Consider the following 21,677-nt stretch of genomic DNA (forward strand, 5'->3'; position numbering starts at 1 on the left):
ATAAGATATTTTTATTCAAATGCTTTATTTCTTTGCCATAAATATAATCTCACTTCCAGGAAGTGGCATTTTTAAAATGTGTTTTTTTATTTTACCCCATACTTGCATTTCGCAAGCTTTACAATTGAACTTTAGCAATAATTCTTCATTATTTTGAATTAATTTCATTGGCGTAATTTTAGTTTTAACACCTTGAATTCCTTTTGCTTGTTTTGGACATAAATTAAACGCAAACCGTAAACAATGTTTGGTTATCATTAAGGGCGCATCTTCTTTAACTTCATGTGCTTCATAGGCACTTTCAATTAATTCAACTCCATGTTGTGTATAAAATTCTCTTGCTTTGTGATTATAAACATTTGCCAAAAAACTCAAATGATTTTCAGGATAAAACGAAACTGGGCTTTGTTCTGGTTTACGTTTTTGGCGACAATAACTTGTTAATCTTTTAGCAGTTAATTTATTAATAGTATCCCTTCGAAGCTGATTTAGTTGACTACTTGAAATAAAATAAATTTTTGATAAATTTAAATCAAAATCAGTAAGATAATATATAGTTTTTCCTAATTTAGATAAATTATCTCTAATGTTTTTTAATGATTTATCTGGTTGATCCGCAAGTTCAAATTCCCCATTAAGTTCTAACTTAACACAAATGCCCTCTTCACTTTTTGCAATTAGCTCTATACTTTTTTCAATATTATATAGTTTTAATGACACACCAATTCTACGATTACTTGATTCTTTCAATAAATTTTGTTGCCACACATGATCAAGATTTCGATTCACTCTATAAGGTAATTTTATTGAAAAAAGCGGCTTAGGAATTTCATTTGGGTGAATTCGATATTGATTAGCCGAAAGTTTCTCCACCTTATCAGCTCTAAATCCAAAAATCTCTCGTTTTATTAGTACATTTAGGCCATCTCCATTAGTTAATATTTTCTCAGATTTAATATCGATAGTTTTAGGTGTAATTTGAGTTATCTCACCAATTTGCAAACCAATGAATTTAGGTGAATCGAATGCACCTATATTGGATTTTCTTCCATGTACAAAATAATCTGTACTTCCTCGATGAAATGTTTGGTGAGGATCTGGTATAAAAAAGTGCTCAGTTCGACCACTTGACGCTGATTGTAAATTAGACGAATTTGACAAAATAGTATCTAATTTTTGACGATAAAAGGCTGTAATGTTTTTAACATAACTTAGATCTTTATAACGTCCTTCTATTTTAAAGGAGCGTACACCTGCTTGAATTAATTCGTTCAAATTATCTGATTGGTTATTATCTTTCATTGATAATAAATGTTTTTCATAAGCAACAATGCGCCCTTGATCATCTTTTAAGGTAAAAGGAAGTCGACAAGCTTGGGAGCAATCTCCTCGATTTGCACTACGCCCTGTCTGTGCATGTGAGATATAACACTGTCCTGAAAATGCCACACAAAGCGCACCATGTATAAAAAATTCTATTTTTGCATCAATTTGCTCATGAATTTTAGCTATCTCAGTTAAATTAAGCTCACGAGCTAATACTATTTGTGAAAAACCAACATCAGATAAAAATTTGGCTTTTTCAGGTGTCCTTATATCCATTTGAGTGCTAGCATGTAAATCAATAGGAGGAATATCCATCCTCAAAATGCCCATATCTTGCACAATTAATGCATCAACACCTGCATCATAAAATTGCCATATAAGTTGTCTTGCTGGTTCAAGTTCATTATCGTGAAGAATGGTATTTAAGGTTACAAATACTTTTGCATAATAATGATGAGCAAACTCAACTAACTGGGCAATATCACTAACCGAATTACCAGCATTATGCCTAGCACCAAAATTTGGCCCGCCAATGTATACAGCATCTGCGCCATGTAAAATAGCCTGTTGTGCAATCTCAATATTTTTAGCGGGACTAAGCAATTCTAATTTATTATTGGTGACAAGATTTGACATTATAAACTCTTTGAAAATCTAACTAGTGAATAATTTGGTTTTTATTTTACAAGCATTATTATAAAATTAATAATACTTGTAAAAAACTTTCAGGAAAGTATGTGTTTGAATATAAATTTGATATAGATCATCTAGCCTTAGTTGCGATAAGTTTCATTCCTTAAAGCTTCTATACGTTTTTCTAATGGCGGATGAGACATAAACAATTCAGAAAATTTTGCTTTTTTAGCTCCATTAATGCAGAATGCTAAAATTGAAGTATCTTCACTTGGTTCATGGCTAGTTTTTAGTTTTTCTAACGCGGCAATCATCTTTGTACTGCCTACTAATTTAGCCGAACCAGCATCAGCGTGAAATTCTCGATAACGAGAAAACCACATAGCTATAAGGCTTGCTAAAATACCAAATACGGTTTCAAAAACCATAACTATCAAGAAATAGGTTAACTGTGATAAACCACGATTACGATCATCCAATGCTTGAGCTACAACGGATGCTAACATTCTTGAAATAAAAATAACAAAAGTATTAAGAACTCCTTGTAATAAAGTCATTGTGACCATATCACCATTAGCAACATGACTCATTTCATGACCGATTACTGCTTCAGCTTCATCTTGAGTCATAGTACTTAATAAACCAGAACTTACTGCAACAAGAGAACTATTTTTAGTTGCGCCGGTTGCAAAAGCATTAACATCTTGAGCATGATAGATGGCAACATCTGGCATTTTTATATTAAGTTCCGTTGACAATCGACGAACAACATCAAGTAACCATTGTTCTTGACTACTACTAGGTTGAGTAATGATTTGTCCCCCTACTGACCTCAAAGCCATTCTCTTAGATAATAGAAGAGATATAAAAGATCCTCCAAAACCAAAGATTGCTGCAAATATAAGTAATCCTAAAGTACTATGCGCATCAACGCCTAAAATACTTAGAATGATTCCAAATACAAACATAACGGCTAAGTTAGTTAAAATAAATAATCCAATTCGCATTATGAAAGTGTCCTTATTTTATTTAGGTGCTAAGATTTTAATAAAAATTAATTATAATCCAGTTTATTTTCAAAATAACTTTTTTTGCAATGTTACTGATGGAATATGCTTACTATAATTTTCTTCCATCAGAATTTTAATCAATATAAGAGCCAAACAATTATATTGTTTTATCTAACTCCCATTCAGCAGCAATTGGAAATGCACTCATCATAAAACTAGCTACTTTTGATATTTGTTCGTCAGTAATAGTTCGGTGATCATTTAAACAAAATACTTCGCATTTGCCTTCTTTAATTTTTAACAATAAATTAGATAATTTAGAATCTAAATTAGGATCGTCAGAACTAACATATTCATATCTAATTGAAGATAAGACACTATTTCCTTGTATATATGAGAAATATGATGACATAAGATATAAAGGAGAAATGGTTTCAGTTTCTCTAAATCTAGAACGACTTGTTTTATCTATTTGTTTTTGAAAATGATTAATCATTTTATCAATAACATGAATATTTTTAATCATTGGCGCATGCAAAGGCCAAAATGAAGGCCAAGTATTGAATTTTTCATAAAAACACTGAGCTGTGAATAAAGATAGTTGGTTTGTAGGTTCACTATCTGCAAAGACTTCCCCATAAGCATTAGGGATGGGCTCAAGAAATAATTTTGCTATACCATTAGGATGAATAAAATGTTGCTTATTAACTGGAGAACCAAAAAAATAATCATCATTTGCATATATGAAATTATCCGATAATCCTTCTATTTTATGAATCCAAGATTCGATAGCAACAGAATTAAATACAGGTAAACACGTTTTATCATTACATATATCACTATGATTAACCATTACGATTTGTTCATGATCAGTATCCAACCAATATGGTACTTGATGATCTGTAACTATAAATATTTTTCTTATAAACTTAGCATACGAAGCAACACTACGTAAAGAGTACCTCAATTGTTCATAATCAACAAAACGTGTATCTTGATTCTGAGGATTTTCACCTGAATATTGACTCTTTTTTTCCAACCATTCTGGATCATTATCACTTACCCAAGTGTATACTATATCAATCGGGCCTTCATATTCATCGAAAAGAAATGAATTTAATTCTAACATTGACTTAGTATTATCAATATTCTGAATATCTTTTCCCAACCTAATTGGAGCAAATGAATGTACTGTTTTGTTAACATGGGCTTTGGGAATAAATTGAATTTGAGTATTTTTGTTTCTTGTCATAACACCATGCGGAGTCATATACCAAGGATCAAATTGAAATATTGTATTTTTATATACATATTTATCATCATGAAAATATAATCTAACTAAATCATACCTATTGTTTCCTTCAACAATATATACACTTTTAGTAAATTTTTCGCTATTCTTAATTAATTCTATAATATTTTTAACAAATTGATCTTGTATCGCAATTCTAATAATGTGATTCCAGCAAGTATGGACTATATGATAATTAATACCAGCTTTATCTAAAAGGCTAAATAGTATTTTATCTTGACCGTGCGGTGTAATAAAGTTTTCAATTAAATTCGATAATCTTACCACTGTTGTATTATTTTGTTTTACTTTTTCTGAAGAATTTTTAATATTTAAATTAGGTTGTTGCATTTTTTTATCTCGAACTTGAGGAATAACAATATTTTCAGCTAAATTTGATTTCTGTTTTACTTTTTCTGAAGAATTTTTGATATTTAAATTAGGTGTTTGTAGCAAGTTTTTTTTGCCATTTTGTTTGTAAAATAAAAATGAATCTCTAAAAAAAGCTTTAGGATTTTTTATTAGTTTTCGAGTTTTTCTAATTATTTTAGACATCATAATTATCCTCAATAGCGGAATTTTTAATCATGTCGCATTTTATATTGTTAGAAAAATATGCCAAGTCTAGTTTACTTATAGCATTAGATAATGAATATTGCTCGATTTTTTTCTTATCAACAAATCCTAATGACGGATTATTTGTATATTCTTTTATTTTATTTGATAATGAATTAACACTTTCATTATCAAATAGGTAATTATCTGACTCCAGTATTTCTTTAAATGATGGAATATTTGTGGCAATAATTCGACATCCAGAATTTATTGCTTCTAACAAGACAAGACCAAATGATTCAAAACGCGAAGGGATTACACATATATCTGCTATGTCCAGCATATATGCTGCATTAAATATTTTTCCAGTAAATATTACGTTCTTTGATGCAATTGTTTTTAAATACGAACTTTCAGCACCATCACCAACAATAATTAATTTATATCCTTCAGAATTAGCTTTATTGAACGCTCTAATAAGTATGTCTGCCCCTTTTACCAAATCTAATCGACCAATATATATGATATATTTGTAATTATTTTTAATATAAAATTTTCTTTTTAATAAAAATAATTTTTTTATATATGAATGAGTTGTATTGCAAATAAAATTTTCTACGGTAAACACTTCTCCAGAATAATCATCTGGAATTTCTTGTTTCTGCCATTTCGCAACAGTAAACAATTTATCTGCAAAATAATACAACGGATGAAACCTAACATGCATTGTTACACAAATATTAAATTTTAGTCCAAGTTTTTCTTTTATAAGCTTTCCAAATAAACATCCATAAGGTAAATGAGCATGCAATATATCAATATAAGTAATTTTATTAATGAATAACTCATTTTTCATTAAGTTTTTCATTTGATTATCTGGATGTGTTTCATTTTGTTCTACCCAAAATATATTTACGGCCGGTAAAAAATTATTTCGAATATCTTTATCTTTAAATGCATTATGACGTCTAAGTATAACAGTAACATTATCTCCTCTTGCGGCTTGTTCATTAGCAATGCTTGCAGCAATTGATTCTGAACCAGCCCATCCACCGTGTGTTATCACATGAAGTATATTCATAAAATTAAAGTCCTTATTAATTAGCGTTAAGTATAAAATTGTTTTAAAAATATCATTAAGTTATTCTTATATTTTGATGAAGTATCTTTTTTTGATTGAAAATCATTTGCACAAAAAGAATGAGGTAACAATTGATTTTTCATTTTTGTACTTAAAAAATTATAATTGGTATTAGCAAAAGCAGATCGGATATTGAAGTAATAACAGATATCTCTCGCTAATACTGATTGTTGTTCAAAATACATAATCCATGGAACTAAAAATGTGGCTAAATTAAGATCATTATCATCTCTAAATCGATTATGAATAAAAGAGTTAACTTCAAAATTAAAATGTGACCATGCAAAAGTAAAATAAGATTTTTTTAATGGAATATATGTATGTACCAAGGGAGTACATACATTTTTTTGATACTTTTTAAGTAATAATTTTCTTGAGTTCAAACAGGCTGTTAGTGTTGGAGTTGTTACACCTTTTTGCAACATTTCATCTAAATTTCTTTTATTTAAAAAAAGAGAAGATATATTATTTCCTGACAAAAAGTGGGATTTTGGTAAATATCTAGCAACAAATACATCATCATTAAAGTAAATAAAATTTTCAGATAGTTCTGGAATATTATGTAAATGAGCCTCAATAACATGGGAATTGAAAGTAGGAAGATATTTTTTATCTATAATTTGGCTATGATCAATAATCTTAACTTTGCTAGGGAGATCAAAGGCGGGTATTTGATTATCTGTAATTAAAAAAATTGTTCTTACCCATGACATATGTAGTTGAATACTTCTAATTACGTAAAATAACTCACCATGGTCTTCAAACCTTGCATTATCTATAGACATAGGATTAATGTCATGGATTTTTTCATTTTTATAATATTCAAATTTTGCTAACCAATCAGGATTTTGATTATTTACCCATGTAATAACTACATCAACAGGTTCATTACTTTCATTTTCAGTAATATCATATAATCTCAAATCATTTTCAATTAAAATATTTTCATGTAATAAACTATGGCGTTGTTCATCTAAGGACAATGGATATTTTTTTATAAAATAATCTCTAAAAAATATTCCTGGATTTTTTAAAAGTTTATTAAGTTTACTCATATTATGAATCTAATGTATATTAGTAATAAATTTATTATATTAGAGTTTTGGTTGTTTTTTCGAAATAAACAATATCTTGAATAACATATAGTTTTAATATCAATTCATCATTTTGATAAAACGATTCTTTAAAATCCTCACTTTTAAGATCACTATAATATTCTAATTTATTGAAAGTTAATTTTATCTCCAATTTATAAGTCCCATCAGGAATATCATTAATTGATAAACCTTCATTTCTAAAAGTGGACATGCCTGCTTTATCATAGCTAATATAATCACCATTAAATAACTTCCTACTAATATTTGGATCTGAAAATTTTGCTAATTGTTTTGAATAACATGAATTTTCATTGATAAATAATAAATAGTTGTTTATACATGGACTATATTCAGGGCAAGGAATACCAATAATGGCCGCAATTCCCTTTAAATAAATTTTATTTTCCTGAAGAAATATATTATATAATTCAACATAAGGATGATGTTTTGTTTTATCAATAGGATCTTCAAAAGGATTTAATTTGTGTATATTATGAAATACGCCTTGACCTACATATATAGGTTTGCTTTTAATTGTCTTATTCCAATATTCCTTTTTTGATTTTATTTGATTTTGATGGTTTCTAATCCAAGGTTCACAGAGCATTACATTAGGCCTTTCCCAAGCAATGTTATGCTTAGTAGATCGTGCGGGAGAACCTACAATTATACAATTATTTAGGTATTTCCCTTTTACTATGCTAGCAAACCCTACAACTGAACCTTCTCCAATTTGACCTCCAGATAAAACTACTGAATTAAAAGCAAACCATACATGCTCACCAATAATAATATCTTTAGATTTATTTACTCGTTTTCCTGTATTAACATCATAAATTGCATGAGCATCATCTGAACGAATTTGGTTACCTGTAGAAAACATACAATCATCTCCAATGATGATTTTTGTTTTTTCTGCTGATGTGATATATATTTTATTTGTACAAGTTACATTATCGCCAATGTTAATGTAACAATGATAGCCAGCTCTTATTTGTCCTGATAAATTTCCATTCTCTCCAATAAGAATAACTGCATTATGTGATGGAAAATCAAAGTTGATATTATGAATATTACTTGTATCTGCAATAATTAACTTATTATTATTGCCAACAAAATTTACTGTTACATTATGCAAATTTTTTGGTGCAAAAACCAAATTTCCTTTATTATCTGAATAATAACCATCCACATTGATATTTTTTACTGTATATTCCATTTATGTTTTCTTGTATGAATAAATTACTCAATATTTAAATTAAAATCAGCATAATAAATGGATCCCTTAATTTGGGATTTATTATACAGATAGCTACGATACCTTTCAAACAACTGCGTATCAGGTTTCTGTCCTTCTTTCCAAAAACGGTTGAGCCCATTTTGAAAAGTTAACCCTTTTATATCATAATGTGCTTTACCGAGAGCAATAACAGGTAATCCATGAATCAAAGCTGAAAGTCCACAAGTACTGTTAACTGTTACCAATCCAATTGCTTTTCTAAGTATAATTGGCATAGAAACGCCATGGATATATATCACCCGTTTACTAACGCCGTAACGGTTAGCCAATTTTTTGATTAATCGATTATAATTATTGAAACCTTCATCCATTGGATGATGCTTGATTAGCAAATAGCTTTTTTCATCAGCAAATAAAGAAAATGAACATATCACTCTGAAAATATATGATTTCATAGAGTGATAGGGGCTATGCTCTTGAATTTGAAAATCTTGATTGCATTGCAAAGGAAAAATATAGAATGGTTTATGCTCATTGTTAATAACATTTTTTATCAGTCTAGGTTCTATTAATTTTGATTTCAATCTTCTAATTAAAGCTAAAACCCAATGGGAAGCATAAAAAGATAATGATGTTTTTCTATGGTGTATATAATTAGAATATTTATATTTCTTTAATAGCATAAAAATATAATAAATAACACTGTAGCGAATCATTGAATAATAATGAGACTTCCCATTACTTTTATCTATAGAGGTAATTCCAATATTTTCATAAAAATCATGATTTTTTGGTAATAGAGAAAAACCATTAACCCCATCTTTCTCAAAAGTAATATAATGAGGTCTAAGATAACCCTCTTCAAACACCCAAAATGATAAATTTGGATTAGAATCTGCTATCGACTTAGCTATTTTGTGGTATATCCGACAATCACCAAAAACAATAATCGCATCTATAGAATGTTGATAGATATAATCTTGTAAAAATTGTGGGAACTTTTCAACTGATTTACAGAAAGAAACACTATTTTTTGAATAAAAATACTCATCACCTCCATTTAAATTTATTTTATAGACGTTACATCCTGATTTTTTCAGCCATTCTGCAACCTTTTTAAAAAAAGGTCCAACAGGGCCTTGTAGAAATAATATGTTTTTTTGAGTATGAATTAGTTCGTGTAAATAATGGTTCATTGCTTTATTAAAAGTAACAAATTATACATTAAAAACTATTTACTACTTGAATAATTTATTTTTATTGTAATAAAAAGTATTTATGAAAATTTAATTTATTAGTCTATTCCTACAATATTTATTTTTAATTAACCAACATATTGAAACTTAAAGAAACAAAGTTTAACAAAACGTGTTATTTTGCATAACATAGCAGTATGTTAACATAAAAATACAAGTTTGTAATTATTTTGTAAATACCCGAAACTTAGTACACGACTTACATAGAAAATTAAGCAGCCTGTTCAGTGTTTTGTATTTAATCGGAGTTATGTTATTTAATGCTTCATGCAGTCTTTCGGTGTTATAAATCGTTAACCATTCTTCGGTTATTCTCCTTGCTTGCGCTAAGTTACCTAGATTACACCATGAAGTGCAATTCTTCTTAACTCCTTAGAATAAAAGGAGGCGGGGCTTTTAAACTTATGCCGTTTTCTTGGGCGTGTGTTCAATAGATATTGTATTTTCTTTATCTGTTTGTCGTCAACTAATGAAATGGCCGCTGACTTAGGTATAAACTGACGTATTAAGCCATTGGTGTTTTCATTTGTGTTTTTTGCCTGCTTTTATAAGGCTCCGCAAAGTACACGGTGGTGTTTAAATAATGCTCAATAGCATGATGATAATTAAATTCGGTTCCATTATCAAAGGTGATGCTTTTAACCATTTTTTTAAACGGCGTTAGCAATTTTATTATCATATCTCTCGTTTCGGAGGCGGTACGTTGATTGAGGCGCCCAATTAATACTAGCCCTGTTTTGCGTTCAACTAATGTCACCAATGCTTGCTTGTCTTTACGGCTAATAATCGTATCCCCTCCCAATGTCTTCGCGTTTTCCGGCTTTCTACATTCATGACTGTTACTACAAAACGAGGAAGCAGGCTAATAAAGCACTATTTGAATATATTGAAATCTATTATAATCGGATACGCCGTCATTCAGCCAATGGCTGGGTATCACCTGAACAATATGTACAACAATATTACCAAAACGAAAAAATGATAGAGGCGGGCAATGTCTAATATTTTGGCGAGGATCAGTTTCCATTCCGCCGTATTTTTCCCACCATTTATAAAAAGTGGAATTACCCATGCCATATTTACGACAGAGTTCCTTGACAGGAATACCTGCTTTAGCTTCTTTTAAAATAGCTACGATTTGATGTTCAGTCATTTTTTTCATCATTAAATCCCCCTTTACTTTTATCATAGAGAACTTTCTACTTTTTTGCTGTACTATTTTAGGGGATAGTTACAGGTCTGAATTTACAGGAAAAACCTTTACCAACTGGGCTAAATTATATGGAGCTAGGTAGCCCATATCAAAATGGCTATATTAAACGATTTAATCGTACCTATCGTACTGAAGTACTTGATTTATATCTTTTTAATAGCTTAACGCAAGCAAAGAGAATAACCGAAGAATGGTTAACGATTTATAACACCGAAAGATCGCATGAGGCATTAAATAACATGACACCGATTGAATACAAAACACTAAACAGGTTGCTTAATTCTCTACGTTAGTTGTGTAGTACTAAGTTTCGGGTATTTACAAACGCCTTATAAGATTTTAGTGGATTATTTTGTTTATGAGTGTAAATATCTCTATTTCCTCCTAAAATAAAAAACATAACTATTTAATTTTAATTTATAAATAAGAAAAACAACTTGTTTTAACTTGTTAAATTGTTTTTTTAACCAAACCTGTTTAATTTCTCTTGAAGCTTTTAATTTTTTATTATTTAAATAATTTATTAAAGTTTCTGGATCGGTAAATTTTAAAGAATCAGGATGAATATAAATAGGATAATCATACATAACTATATAAATTAGTTCATGGATTGTTAATGACCTATTTCTTCTAACATTAGGATATATATCGATTGTTAATCCCCAGCCAGAATAAAATGGTTGCCCATAACACACTACTAGTTTATTTCTGATTAAAGCTTCAAAACCTGCTAATGAAGTAATTGTATGGATTTCATCAACTTGCTCAATACAATCGATAATATCAACAAATTCAATAATATTATCAACATATTTTTTTATTTCTAATGTATCAACTTTGCCTTTTCGATTACCACTTAAAACATCTGGGTGAGGTTTATAAACAATATAATCGTCTGGATTATTTTGTCTAACAGCTTTTATTAATTCTAAATTTGTTTTTATAATAGGAGAACCATATAAAATAGATGCGTCATCCTCAACCTGTCCAGGTATTAAAATGATTTTTTCTTTATTTTCAATAGGTCTAATATTCATTTTCTTACCAACATTGTATTTACCTAATTTAGTTACAATTAGTAAGTTTTGTAGTGAGCTAGCTTTTTCTTTTTCCTTTTTAGTGACTTTTTTATTTGCTAATAAAAACTCTAATTCACTAATATTTTGGGAATTAAAATAAATACCTAGTTTATCAATAACCAATGAATATGGCATAACTAGATTGGATCCTAAACCAATAGAGCGGATAAAGCCGTCCTCAATACGAAATGGATTCATACTGTTAATAATTGGAAGTAACCCTTTTTTCCCTTGCCCCCATATTAATAATTTCTCAGTTTTAAGTTCGTTCTTTGCATCTTTGTCATTAAGAATTTTTATATATTTACCCACTGAAAAAAATCGACATTTTACAGAAGGTAGCCTTAAATAAGGTAACAGTACTTGTTTCTTCCAGAATGAAAATCCAACTAAGTTAATCGTACCTCTGAGTTTATTATTGAGTGTTTTGATTTTGATTAAATAGTCAATAACATCAAAAATAGTTCCTTTTTTTCCTGTATAAGGATTAATGTATTTACAATATAATATGTAGCTTGCAATAAACAGCTCTAAGATTGTGGCTTGAGTTCTTCTACCATTTGCTCGTAAATGTTTTATATTTTTATGTCGATCATCAGTGACACCCCAACCAGCATACCAAGGTAAACCAAAGGTAATAACCTGTTTACCCAATAAAAGTGCTTCAAATCCCATATGCGATGTAACGACATACACTTTATCAAAATGTTTAAGCAATGAAAGAGAGTTGACATCTTCACTAAATAACATGATTGATTTTTGGTTAGCTATTTGAGTTAAATAACCTTTCTTGTATCCATTAATTACATCTGTATGGGTTTTTACATAAATTGTTGAAAGAGGGTTCTCATTAACTGCATAATTTAGCATTGATATAAAAGTTTGTTGATTTGCTCCACCTAACTCGACAGCCATATCTCCAAATGTTTGATCGATAACTAATACTTTTTTATTTTTATTATTGGTTTTATCCTCGAAACCACAAAAATCAGGTGCATGATTATATTTTGATAACTGCGCCTCAATAATTAATTTTAATGCAAAGGTTGCTTCATTTATATATTGATTTAAATTCGTTTTATCTTTAATTAACATTTCTAATTCTGATGGTTTTCTAGAATCATAATAAATGCCAATACTATCAGCAATAAGTGATAGTGGAGGATAGCCTTCTAGGCCTAAACCAATAGAGCGTAAAAATCCATCTTCAAGAGCAATAAATGGTAGTAAATGTTTATTTGCATATGTCCTAGCTTTTATTGTTGTTGGACGATATCCCCACCCTGCAACTGCATCAATTTTCTTTTTAGTATTTTTTTTACTAAACGACAGATCAGAAAAAAAGTGATTAATACTTTTTATTGTTAGGATTTTTTTTGAAAAGACCAGAACATTTTTCATTTAGAATTCTATTAATAATAAGCTTATGTAATTTTTTGTTGTTTATTATGGTAAATATAAGCTTGTTCAATTGTATCAAATTGATATAAGTAACCAGCATCAAGCACCATAGCTTTATCACAATAATTTTGTATAGCATTTATATTATGTGAAACTAGAATGAGAGCTCGATCTTTCTTATTTTCAAATAATTCTGTTTTACATTTTTCTGTAAATCTAGAGTCACCAACAGCAATCACTTCATCAATTAAATAACAATCAAACTCAATTGACAATGACAACGCAAAAGCTAGACGAGCTTTCATGCCAGAAGAGTATTTTTTTATTGGTTCGTATAAATAATCGCCTAATTCCGCAAAGTTTTCAACGTATTCTTTCATTTTTTCAATATTACATCCATAAATTCGACAAATAAATCTTAAATTATCCATTCCCGTCAAACTACCTTGAAAAGCACCAGAAAAAGCTAATGGCCAAGAAATTGACATATTTCTTATTATTGAACCTGTGGTTGGTTTTTCTATTTCACTCAGAAGTTTAATTAGTGTAGATTTACCCGCACCATTACGCCCCAAAATTCCAATTTTTTCGCCTCTATGTAAAGAAAAATTGATATTATTAAGGACTGTTTTATATCCTTTTCTTGTTGAGTACTGTTTACCTACATTTTTAACAATAATCATCAATTATCCTCAAGAATATAATTCTCATTAATTTTTACCATAGTTAATCCCACAAATAACAAAACTATATTACAAAAAAGCAAATAACTTACATTTTGATGTGTTATAGTTGAGGGGCCGAAATAACCTGCTCTAAACATTTCTGTTCCATTAATTGGTGGAATATAAAGCAATAACTTTTGAATTTCATGAGGAAAAGTCTCAACCCAAAAGAAAGCTCCAGATAAAGGCATCAGGATAAAACTTAAAGTACCCCACATTTTATCAAAGGCTGCATATTTGGCAGATAAAACAAAAATGATTAAACCTAACCCTAGAGAAAACCAACACATCAAGCCCCAAGCACATAGCATATAAAAAGGATCATAAGGTATAGCAATTAGTCCAGCAAAAATAAAAATTGATATAACAAAAACTTGAGCGGCACTTGCCCCAATTACTTCAAGAAATACACGTGCATAGACTAGATCTAAAATTTTGATATTACGATGATATAACAATGCTTTATTGGCAGTTACTGAACCTTTTGCTCGAGATGAAGCATTACGCCACATCATTACCATTGGATAGCCTGTTAATACAAATGCAATAATATTAAGATTGGATACAGAATTTATTTTAAAAAAAAACCACATCAAACTTATTAGCAACGTTAACGACATAGGTTCAACAAATAACCATAAGAAACCGATATTATTGCGTCCATAACGAGTAATTATTTCCCTTAAAATTAAAGCATTCAATACATTAATTTGTATCTTTAATGAACGCATAAATGATGTTTTAATAATTACTTCTGTCATTAATCTTTATGTTCTCTTATACCAGCTGAAAGTAATTTAATAATACCATACACTAAAAAGCTAATTATAAAAGTTGTGATGATATTATAAATGCGTGCAGGTTTAAATGATACATCTGATATACTCGGTTGCTCTATCCGTTCTAGATAAAGTTGCTTTTTAGTTATTTCCACCTGAGCATTACGTAGTGATAATGTGGCTGCCTCAAATTGTTGTTTAGCAATCGTATTATTAATTAATATCTGCTGATATTCAGCTAAATTAGCATCTCTATTTTTATTTCTTTGAAATCTTTCTAGAGCTTGAGCTTCTTTCTTCATCTGTGATTCAGCATTTTTCAGTTCTGCTAGCGATGCGGTTATGAGATCTTGTTTGGCTCGCAAATTTATTTGGTTTACAAAACCTTCAGCTTGTTTTAATAATTGTTCATTTATTTTGAATGCATCTTGCATATCAAAAGCATTTACAGTAATTGTAGCAATACCTGTAGAACTGTCAAAATTGACATCTATCATATTGCTCATGTACCGATAAAAATATTCTTTTTTATTATACGAATCAAGATTAAATCCATTAAATCGAGATATTATATCGCCTTTTTGGGTATACCACTCTTGTACTGGTAGAACTTTTTCAACAGATGATAGAGCATCTCTAGATTTTATATATGACAAAACAACATATGAATCATCATTAGAGCGTGAAATTCCAACTTTTGAAAAAAAACTTCCCAGCCCCCCTAATGATGATTGAGTATCCGAAGAACGTATAATATATGTTGCCTCAGATGTATAAATATTTTCAGCAATTAATCCAAAATAAATTATCGATAATAAAGTTGGTAATGATACAATTAGATGTAATAACCAACTTTTTTTTCTTTTAAAATTTAAAAACATAAAATCTCACGAGTGCAATAATTAAAAACTTATTCACTAATCTGATTAATTTGATTAACAACTCCAACACCTGGCGAGAAAATCGCATATAAGAATTTTTGTAGTTCTAAAATTGGTGCAGATGCAACATAAACAATATCATTATTCTTAATTTGGAAATTCTTCATTATGAAGAATGAATTAGGATTATTTAAATCTATTTGGTAAACCGTTGGTACAAGCTCTTTCTTATTATCTATCGACAAAGTGTCTTGATATCTAAACACAAAAACACCTCGGGCATCAGATTGACTATCTCGTAAACCACCAATACGAGCTAATGCTTGTGACAAATTAATTCCAACAGCTTCAAATCTGACTTCTTTTGATCCTATTGCCCCCATAGAAATAAAAAAACTAGGCTTATTAATCAAAGTAATAACATCATCTTTTTGAAGATGAATATTAAATTTAGGATTAGATAATACTAAACTTAATGGAATTTTATTAACTTGATTATTCCTAGTGACTTGTATTAAAGTATCTTTAATATCATACATATTGCTACCTAACATGGTAACAGCATCTAATAAACGCTCTCCCTTAGCTGTTATAGGCATTTTACCACTAAATTTATCACCAATAACTGTAACATTTGAAGAACGTTTTTCTAAAACAGTGACAATTACTTGGGGTCTATTTGCAATTCCAGATAATTTTTCAATTATTTCTTTTTGTAGCTGCATGGGAGTTTTATTAGCAACTTTTACATTCCCAACAAACGGCAAAGAAATAAACCCTTTAGAATCAACAACTACTATTGGTAATTCAGTTAATCCAGTTTTTGGAGCACCTGTATCACCTGAACCTACAAACAGTATTGCTGGAGGAGTTTCAATTACAGAAATCTTTATACTATCACCTTTACCTATATTATCAACTTTTTTATCTTGGCTATCTCTTTCATTAATAAACTTTGTAAAGTTAAATAAATTAGTTTGCGCTTCTTTTATAGAATCAGGTGAAATATTTAAATTAACAATTTTTACTTTATTATAAATTTTATCTAATTCAGCATGTTGTTTATTTATATTTTTTATAGATGAAAAATTTGGTCCTGAATGAGGCAAAACAGTACAACCACTTAAAATAATTGCTAGCGTTATTGGAAGAGGTGACGGTAATTTCAAAATAATTTCCTTATTCATCAATTTATTATATATTTTTAAAGTGTTTTGGATTACAAATTCACATATGTATTTTAATTATAAATATATTTAAATTCATTTATAATTAAAAAAATTGGTAAATTTACTGTAAACATGCATTGGAGGAGACCCTATCAGCTACATCCCACACACATGTATTTTACTTTGGCTGCTTCCTTCCGGACCTGACCTAGTGAGCAAAAAAATGTTGCAAGAGAACCCATAGAGCCTCCATTGAAGCGGAGGTATCATACTTGAATTATTAATTTTTTACAACTACTTTTTAGTATAATACAACTGTCTGGCTTTTCTTTAGATGCTATATCAAAAGAAAAGCCATTATTTGAAATGATAGTTTGTAATTCAGAAATTAGATTACTAAATTTTTTTCAACACGCTCTCTGAATTTTATACCAGGTCTAAATGTAACAACTCTACGAGCTGAAATATCAACACTTTCACCTGTTTTTGGGTTTCTACCTGGGCGTGAATTTTTATCACGTACTGTAAAATTACCAAATCCAGATAATTTAACTGGTTCTCCTTTTTCTAAAGCTACCCGAATCTCTTCAAAAAATAGCTCTACAAGGATTTTAGATTCTTGTCGATCAATATTAAATTTTTCGGCAAGACGATCTGCAATATCTGCTTTAGTTAATGTCATATTATTATTCTCTTAATAGGGCTTTAAAACGATTTTGTAAGGCAGTAACGCATTTGCTTACAATGTTAGTTATGTCTTCTTCTTCAAGCGTACGTGATTTATCTTGTAAAATCAAACTAATAGCAATGCTTTTTTGATCTTCTTTGATATTTTCACCTTGATACACATCAAAAAGAGTCACTTTAATAAGTTGCTCACCACCCGCTTTTTTACATTCTAAAATAATATCCGCTGCTGGTATTGTATTTGAAACAATAATAGCTATATCACGTTTATTTGACGGATACTTGGATAAATCTTGAGCTACAGGTACCTCTTTTCTACTAATTTTAGCTAAATTTATTTCAAAAACAAGCGTTTTACTATTTAAAGACAATTTTTTTTCAATTTCTGGATGCAAGACTCCTAAATGACCTAATAACTCATCATTTAAATAAATCGCTGCGCTTTGTCCTGGATGTAAAGCAGGGAGTTCAGATTTTTTAAACTGTATTTGATCGCCGCACCCTAAAAGAGAAAAAATTGACTCAAGATCACCTTTGAGATCATAAAAATCTACGTTTTTTTTAGGGAGTTGCCAGTGTTCTTCATATAAATTACCAGTAACAATACCTGCTAACATTAACTCCTGACGTACGCCAAATTCACAATTTTCATCAGGAATAAAACGCAATCCAGTTTCAAATAATCGGGCACGCGTTTGTTGACGATTTTGGTTATATAGTATCGCATCTAATAACCCAGACCAAAGCGATAAACGCATAACTGACATTTCACTTGAAATCGGATTAGGTAATTTAATTTCTGGATATTCAGGATATAATATTTGCTGAACTTTTGGATCAACAAAGCTATATGTCACCGCTTCTTGATACCCTCTATCAACCAATAAATCCTTTACTCTACGTAATGAGATTTGACTTTCTGATTTCGGTTTCATTACTGATTCAATTTTCAAATTGGCATTTGGGATATTGTTATATCCGTAAATACGGGCAACCTCCTCAACTAAATCTTCTTCAATTTGCAAATCAAAACGCCAACTTGGTGATTTTACAATCCAAACATTGTCTTTATATTCAACTTCACAACCGAGTCTAATTAAAATATCGGTAATCTTTTGTGTTTCGATTGTATAGCCAATAATGCGATCAATTTTATTACGTCGCAATTGGATAGTTGCTTGTGCAGGAAGTTCAGCTTCATGTGTCACATCAATAACTGGACCTGCTTCTCCACCACAAATATCAATTAATAATTGGCTTGCTCGTTCCATTGCTGTAAATTGTAAGAAAGGATCAACTCCTCGTTCATAGCGGTGTGACGCTTCTGTGTGTAAACCGTATTCACGTGCTTTACCTGTTATAACTAATGGGTTGAAGAATGCTGCTTCAAGAAATATATCTTTGGTTGTTTGTGTTACACCAGATTTTTCACCACCCATAATCCCCGCTAGCGCTAAGATTTTTTGGTGATCGGCAATTACTAAAGTTTTATCATTAAGTTTAACGTCATTACCATTAAGTAAAGTCAGCTTTTCATCTTTGCTTGCATAACGAACAATTATGCCCTTTTCAATCTGCGATAAATCAAATACATGCATTGGATGGCCAATTTCTAATAATACAAAATTAGTTATATCAACAACGGCATCGATTGAACGAATTCCACCACGACGCAATTTTTCTTTCATCCATAGTGGCGTTTGAGCATTAACATTAATATTTTTAATTACCCTACCCAAATAGCGAGGTGATGCTGTGGGTTCATCTATTTTTATTGATACTGTGTCGGAAATTGTTGCCTGTACACTGTTAACTTTAAGTGCTTGCATTGGAATATTGTTAACTGCAGAAATATCTCTAGCAATCCCAACAATACCAAAGCAATCAGCTCTATTAGGTGTTACACTAATATCAATTGTGACATCGTTTAAATTTAAATATTCACGAATATCTCGTCCCAAAGGAGCATCATCAGGTAATTCAATAATACCATTATGTTCATCAGCAATCCCCAGTTCTGAGTATGAACATAGCATGCCTTCTGACGGTTCACCTCGTAACTTAGCTGATTTGATTTTAAAATTACCTGGTAAAACAGCCCCCACTGTAGCACATGCAACAGTCAAACCTTGTCGACAGTTTGGCGCGCCACAAACGATATCAAGTAATTCTTCTTTGCCTATATCAACTTTTGTTACACGAAGTTTATCAGCATTCGGGTGCTGCATACATTCAACGACTTTACCAATAACGACACCTGTAAAGTCACCTGCTACTTTTTCGACATCATCAACTTCTAAACCAGCCATTGTTAATTGATCAGCTAGCGTTTCGCTACTAATTTCTGGATTGATCCATTCACGTAGCCAACTTTCACTAAATTTCATGTTTTGATCTCCAGAATTAATTAAATTGCTTTAAAAAACGTAAATCATTTTCAAAAAAAGAACGCAAATCAGTGACGCCGTAACGTAACATAGTTAATCGTTCTATCCCCATACCAAATGCAAAACCACTATAAACTTCAGGATCAATGCCTACATTACGTAATACATTAGGATGAACCATTCCGCAGCCTAAGACTTCTAGCCATTTACCATTTTTAGCTTTAATATCAACTTCAGCCGATGGTTCTGTAAATGGAAAGTAACCCGGCCTAAAGCGTATTTCCATATTATCTTCAAAAAAGCAGTGTAGAAAATCATGCAATAACCCTTTTAAATGTGTAAAACTGATATCTTTATCAACCAGCAAACCTTCCATTTGATGGAACATTGGTGTGTGTGTTTGGTCATAATCATTTCGATATGTTCTTCCAGGAGCAATTATTCGAATGGGTGGTTTTTGATTTTCCATTGTGCGAATTTGTACTGTTGAAGTTTGCGTTCTTAATAAGCGTTTTGCATCAAACCAAAATGTATCATGATCTGCACGAGCAGGATGATGAGCAGGAATATTTAATGCATCAAAATTATGGTAGTCATCTTCTATTTCTGGACCGGTTTCAACAACAAAACCCAGTTCACCAAAAAAATCAACTAATCGATTAATTGTTTTTGTAACTGGATGTAATCCGCCTAGTTCAAGTGAGTTGCCAGGCAATGTAATATCAATTGTTTCATTGGCTAGTTTTGCATTAAGAGCCTGACGCTCTAAATAATTGCGCTTTTGATTCAATAGCTGAACAACTTCTTGCTTTGCATCATTGATTTTTTGACCCACAGATGGACGTTCATCGGCAGGAACATCACGTAAAGAAGCCATTTGCATTGTAAAATAGCCTTTTTTACCAAAATATTCCACTCGAATTTGTTCGATCGAATTAATATCATTAGCACTTTCAATAGCGGATTTGGCGTTATTCACCAGTTCAACTAATTGAGACATACAGTTCTCCTGCTTATTGTGTTTATTGCATAAAAAAAGCCTCTTTTGAGGCTTTTATAATTATTTTTTGTTTTTTCTTTGCCTCACGAGTTAGTATTGCTAAAGAAACCAAAAAAGAAACAAAAAATAACTATATTCATAATAAATTTACCCTTAACATATTAAAATTGAATGATAAAAGCCGAGATAACTCGGCTTTTATAAAGCTATTATAGTGCTGCTTTTGCTTTTTCAACTAATGCAGCAAATGCATTTTTGTCAAATACAGCAATATCAGCTAAGATCTTACGATCAATTTCAATTGACGCTTTCTTTAAACCATTGATAAATCGGCTATAAGAAAGACCGCATTGACGAGCTGCAGCATTGATACGAACAATCCATAATTGACGGAATTGACGTTTACGTTGGCGACGGTCACGGTAAGCATATTGTCCAGCTTTAATTACAGCTTGGAAAGCAACACGATATACACGTGAACGAGCTCCATAATAACCTTTTGCTTGTTTTAAAATTTTCTTGTGACGTGCACGAGCAATAACACCACGTTTAACACGAGCCATAAACTATATCCTCTAATAATTAATCAAAACTTAAACGTATGGAACACACGCAGTAACTAAACCTAAATCGCCTTTTGACACAGTAGTCAAACCACGTAAATGACGTTTACGCTTAGTTGATTTTTTAGTTAGGATATGACTCTTGTTAGCTTGCTTATGCTTAAAGCCACCAGAAGCTGTTTTTTTAAAGCGCTTTGCTGCGCCTTTTACAGTTTTAATTTTAGGCATTTTATTAATTTCCACT

19 protein-coding genes, 1 other RNA gene and 3 pseudogenes are annotated in these 21,677 nt (G+C 30.5%); 2 read left to right on the forward strand and 21 right to left on the reverse strand.

Annotated elements, in window-relative coordinates; translation table 11 throughout:
• Positions 1 to 24: 24 nt before the first annotated feature.
• The 9 genes and pseudogenes from A9G31_RS02310 to A9G31_RS02345 form a co-directional block, all read right to left on the reverse strand.
• Positions 25 to 1,962, reverse strand: a complete 1,938-nt coding sequence (locus A9G31_RS02310) for a peptidase U32 family protein (protein WP_065560263.1) — start codon at positions 1,960 to 1,962, stop codon at positions 25 to 27.
• Positions 1,963 to 2,099: 137 nt separating this feature from the next.
• Positions 2,100 to 2,969 (reverse strand): protease HtpX, encoded by an 870-nt coding sequence (gene htpX, locus A9G31_RS02315; RefSeq protein ID WP_065560264.1) that lies wholly within the window; start codon positions 2,967 to 2,969, stop codon positions 2,100 to 2,102.
• Between the two features lie 157 nt (positions 2,970 to 3,126).
• A complete protein-coding gene (locus A9G31_RS02320) occupies positions 3,127 to 4,815 on the reverse strand; it encodes a Stealth CR1 domain-containing protein (RefSeq protein WP_065560265.1) in 1,689 nt (562 codons plus the stop codon).
• On the reverse strand, positions 4,808 to 5,896 hold the full coding sequence (locus A9G31_RS02325) for a glycosyltransferase family 4 protein (protein WP_065560266.1): 1,089 nt from the start codon (positions 5,894 to 5,896) through the stop codon (positions 4,808 to 4,810). Before A9G31_RS02325 ends, A9G31_RS02320 begins: the two co-directional genes overlap by 8 nt.
• 26 nt (positions 5,897 to 5,922) lie before the next feature.
• Complete coding sequence (locus A9G31_RS02330) at positions 5,923 to 7,011, reverse strand: stealth family protein (protein WP_065560267.1); 1,089 nt, start codon at positions 7,009 to 7,011, stop codon at positions 5,923 to 5,925.
• Positions 7,012 to 7,045: 34 nt separating this feature from the next.
• On the reverse strand, positions 7,046 to 8,272 hold the full coding sequence (locus tag A9G31_RS02335; RefSeq protein ID WP_051634268.1) for an acyltransferase: 1,227 nt from the start codon (positions 8,270 to 8,272) through the stop codon (positions 7,046 to 7,048).
• Between the two features lie 23 nt (positions 8,273 to 8,295).
• The gene (locus tag A9G31_RS02340) at positions 8,296 to 9,489 is read right to left on the reverse strand and encodes a capsule biosynthesis protein (protein WP_034913821.1); all 1,194 of its coding nucleotides are present in this window, start codon (positions 9,487 to 9,489) and stop codon (positions 8,296 to 8,298) included.
• A gap of 225 nt (positions 9,490 to 9,714) precedes the next feature.
• Positions 9,715 to 9,903, reverse strand: a pseudogene (locus tag A9G31_RS12175) (integrase core domain-containing protein); the annotation flags it as partial.
• Positions 9,904 to 10,054: 151 nt separating this feature from the next.
• A complete protein-coding gene (locus A9G31_RS02345; protein ID WP_065560268.1) occupies positions 10,055 to 10,351 on the reverse strand; it encodes an IS30 family transposase in 297 nt (98 codons plus the stop codon).
• Positions 10,352 to 10,377: 26 nt separating this feature from the next.
• Here A9G31_RS02345 and A9G31_RS11355 point away from each other — a divergent pair.
• Positions 10,378 to 10,551: pseudogene (locus A9G31_RS11355) on the forward strand (IS3 family transposase); the annotation flags it as partial.
• A 16-nt stretch (positions 10,552 to 10,567) separates the two neighbouring features.
• On the opposite strand, the pseudogene A9G31_RS12075 reads toward A9G31_RS11355, so the two are convergent.
• Positions 10,568 to 10,738, reverse strand: a pseudogene (locus A9G31_RS12075) (transposase); the annotation flags it as partial.
• Between the two features lie 50 nt (positions 10,739 to 10,788).
• Between A9G31_RS12075 and A9G31_RS02355 the strand changes: the two are divergent.
• On the forward strand, positions 10,789 to 11,055 hold the full coding sequence (locus A9G31_RS02355; protein WP_442902666.1) for an integrase core domain-containing protein: 267 nt from the start codon (positions 10,789 to 10,791) through the stop codon (positions 11,053 to 11,055).
• An 81-nt stretch (positions 11,056 to 11,136) separates the two neighbouring features.
• Here A9G31_RS02355 and A9G31_RS02360 read toward each other — a convergent pair whose 3' ends face one another.
• The 11 genes from A9G31_RS02360 to rpmI form a co-directional block, all read right to left on the reverse strand.
• Entirely contained in the window at positions 11,137 to 13,242 is a 2,106-nt protein-coding gene (locus A9G31_RS02360; RefSeq protein WP_065560270.1) for a capsular polysaccharide biosynthesis protein, read from the reverse strand.
• A 23-nt stretch (positions 13,243 to 13,265) separates the two neighbouring features.
• Positions 13,266 to 13,925: an ABC transporter ATP-binding protein gene (locus tag A9G31_RS02365; RefSeq protein WP_034913166.1), complete on the reverse strand. Its 660-nt coding sequence runs from the start codon at positions 13,923 to 13,925 to the stop codon at positions 13,266 to 13,268.
• Complete coding sequence (locus A9G31_RS02370) at positions 13,925 to 14,728, reverse strand: ABC transporter permease (protein ID WP_065560271.1); 804 nt, start codon at positions 14,726 to 14,728, stop codon at positions 13,925 to 13,927. Before A9G31_RS02370 ends, A9G31_RS02365 begins: the two co-directional genes overlap by 1 nt.
• On the reverse strand, positions 14,728 to 15,627 hold the full coding sequence (locus A9G31_RS02375) for a hypothetical protein (RefSeq protein ID WP_065560272.1): 900 nt from the start codon (positions 15,625 to 15,627) through the stop codon (positions 14,728 to 14,730). The genes A9G31_RS02370 and A9G31_RS02375 overlap by 1 nt, the downstream gene beginning before the upstream one ends.
• A 29-nt stretch (positions 15,628 to 15,656) precedes the next feature.
• Positions 15,657 to 16,796 carry a polysaccharide biosynthesis/export family protein gene (locus A9G31_RS02380; protein ID WP_065560273.1) on the reverse strand — a complete coding sequence of 380 codons (1,140 nt, stop codon included), beginning with the start codon at positions 16,794 to 16,796 and terminating at the stop codon, positions 15,657 to 15,659.
• A gap of 147 nt (positions 16,797 to 16,943) precedes the next feature.
• Positions 16,944 to 17,039: signal recognition particle sRNA small type (gene ffs / locus A9G31_RS02385), an RNA gene on the reverse strand.
• A 145-nt stretch (positions 17,040 to 17,184) separates the two neighbouring features.
• On the reverse strand, positions 17,185 to 17,478 hold the full coding sequence (locus A9G31_RS02390) for an integration host factor subunit alpha (RefSeq protein WP_034913150.1): 294 nt from the start codon (positions 17,476 to 17,478) through the stop codon (positions 17,185 to 17,187).
• Between the two features lie 4 nt (positions 17,479 to 17,482).
• Positions 17,483 to 19,870, reverse strand: a complete 2,388-nt coding sequence (gene pheT, locus A9G31_RS02395; RefSeq protein WP_065560274.1) for a phenylalanine--tRNA ligase subunit beta — start codon at positions 19,868 to 19,870, stop codon at positions 17,483 to 17,485.
• Between the two features lie 16 nt (positions 19,871 to 19,886).
• Positions 19,887 to 20,870, reverse strand: a complete 984-nt coding sequence (gene pheS / locus A9G31_RS02400; protein ID WP_034913145.1) for a phenylalanine--tRNA ligase subunit alpha — start codon at positions 20,868 to 20,870, stop codon at positions 19,887 to 19,889.
• A gap of 209 nt (positions 20,871 to 21,079) precedes the next feature.
• Complete coding sequence (gene rplT / locus A9G31_RS02405; protein WP_024496189.1) at positions 21,080 to 21,433, reverse strand: 50S ribosomal protein L20; 354 nt, start codon at positions 21,431 to 21,433, stop codon at positions 21,080 to 21,082.
• Positions 21,434 to 21,463: 30 nt separating this feature from the next.
• On the reverse strand, positions 21,464 to 21,661 hold the full coding sequence (rpmI, locus tag A9G31_RS02410; protein ID WP_034913143.1) for a 50S ribosomal protein L35: 198 nt from the start codon (positions 21,659 to 21,661) through the stop codon (positions 21,464 to 21,466).
• Between the last annotated feature and the right edge of the window lie 16 nt (positions 21,662 to 21,677).

It is taken from the genome of Gilliamella sp. Gris1-4, assembly GCF_001690335.1.
GTDB lineage: Bacteria > Pseudomonadota > Gammaproteobacteria > Enterobacterales > Orbaceae > Gilliamella > Gilliamella apicola_P.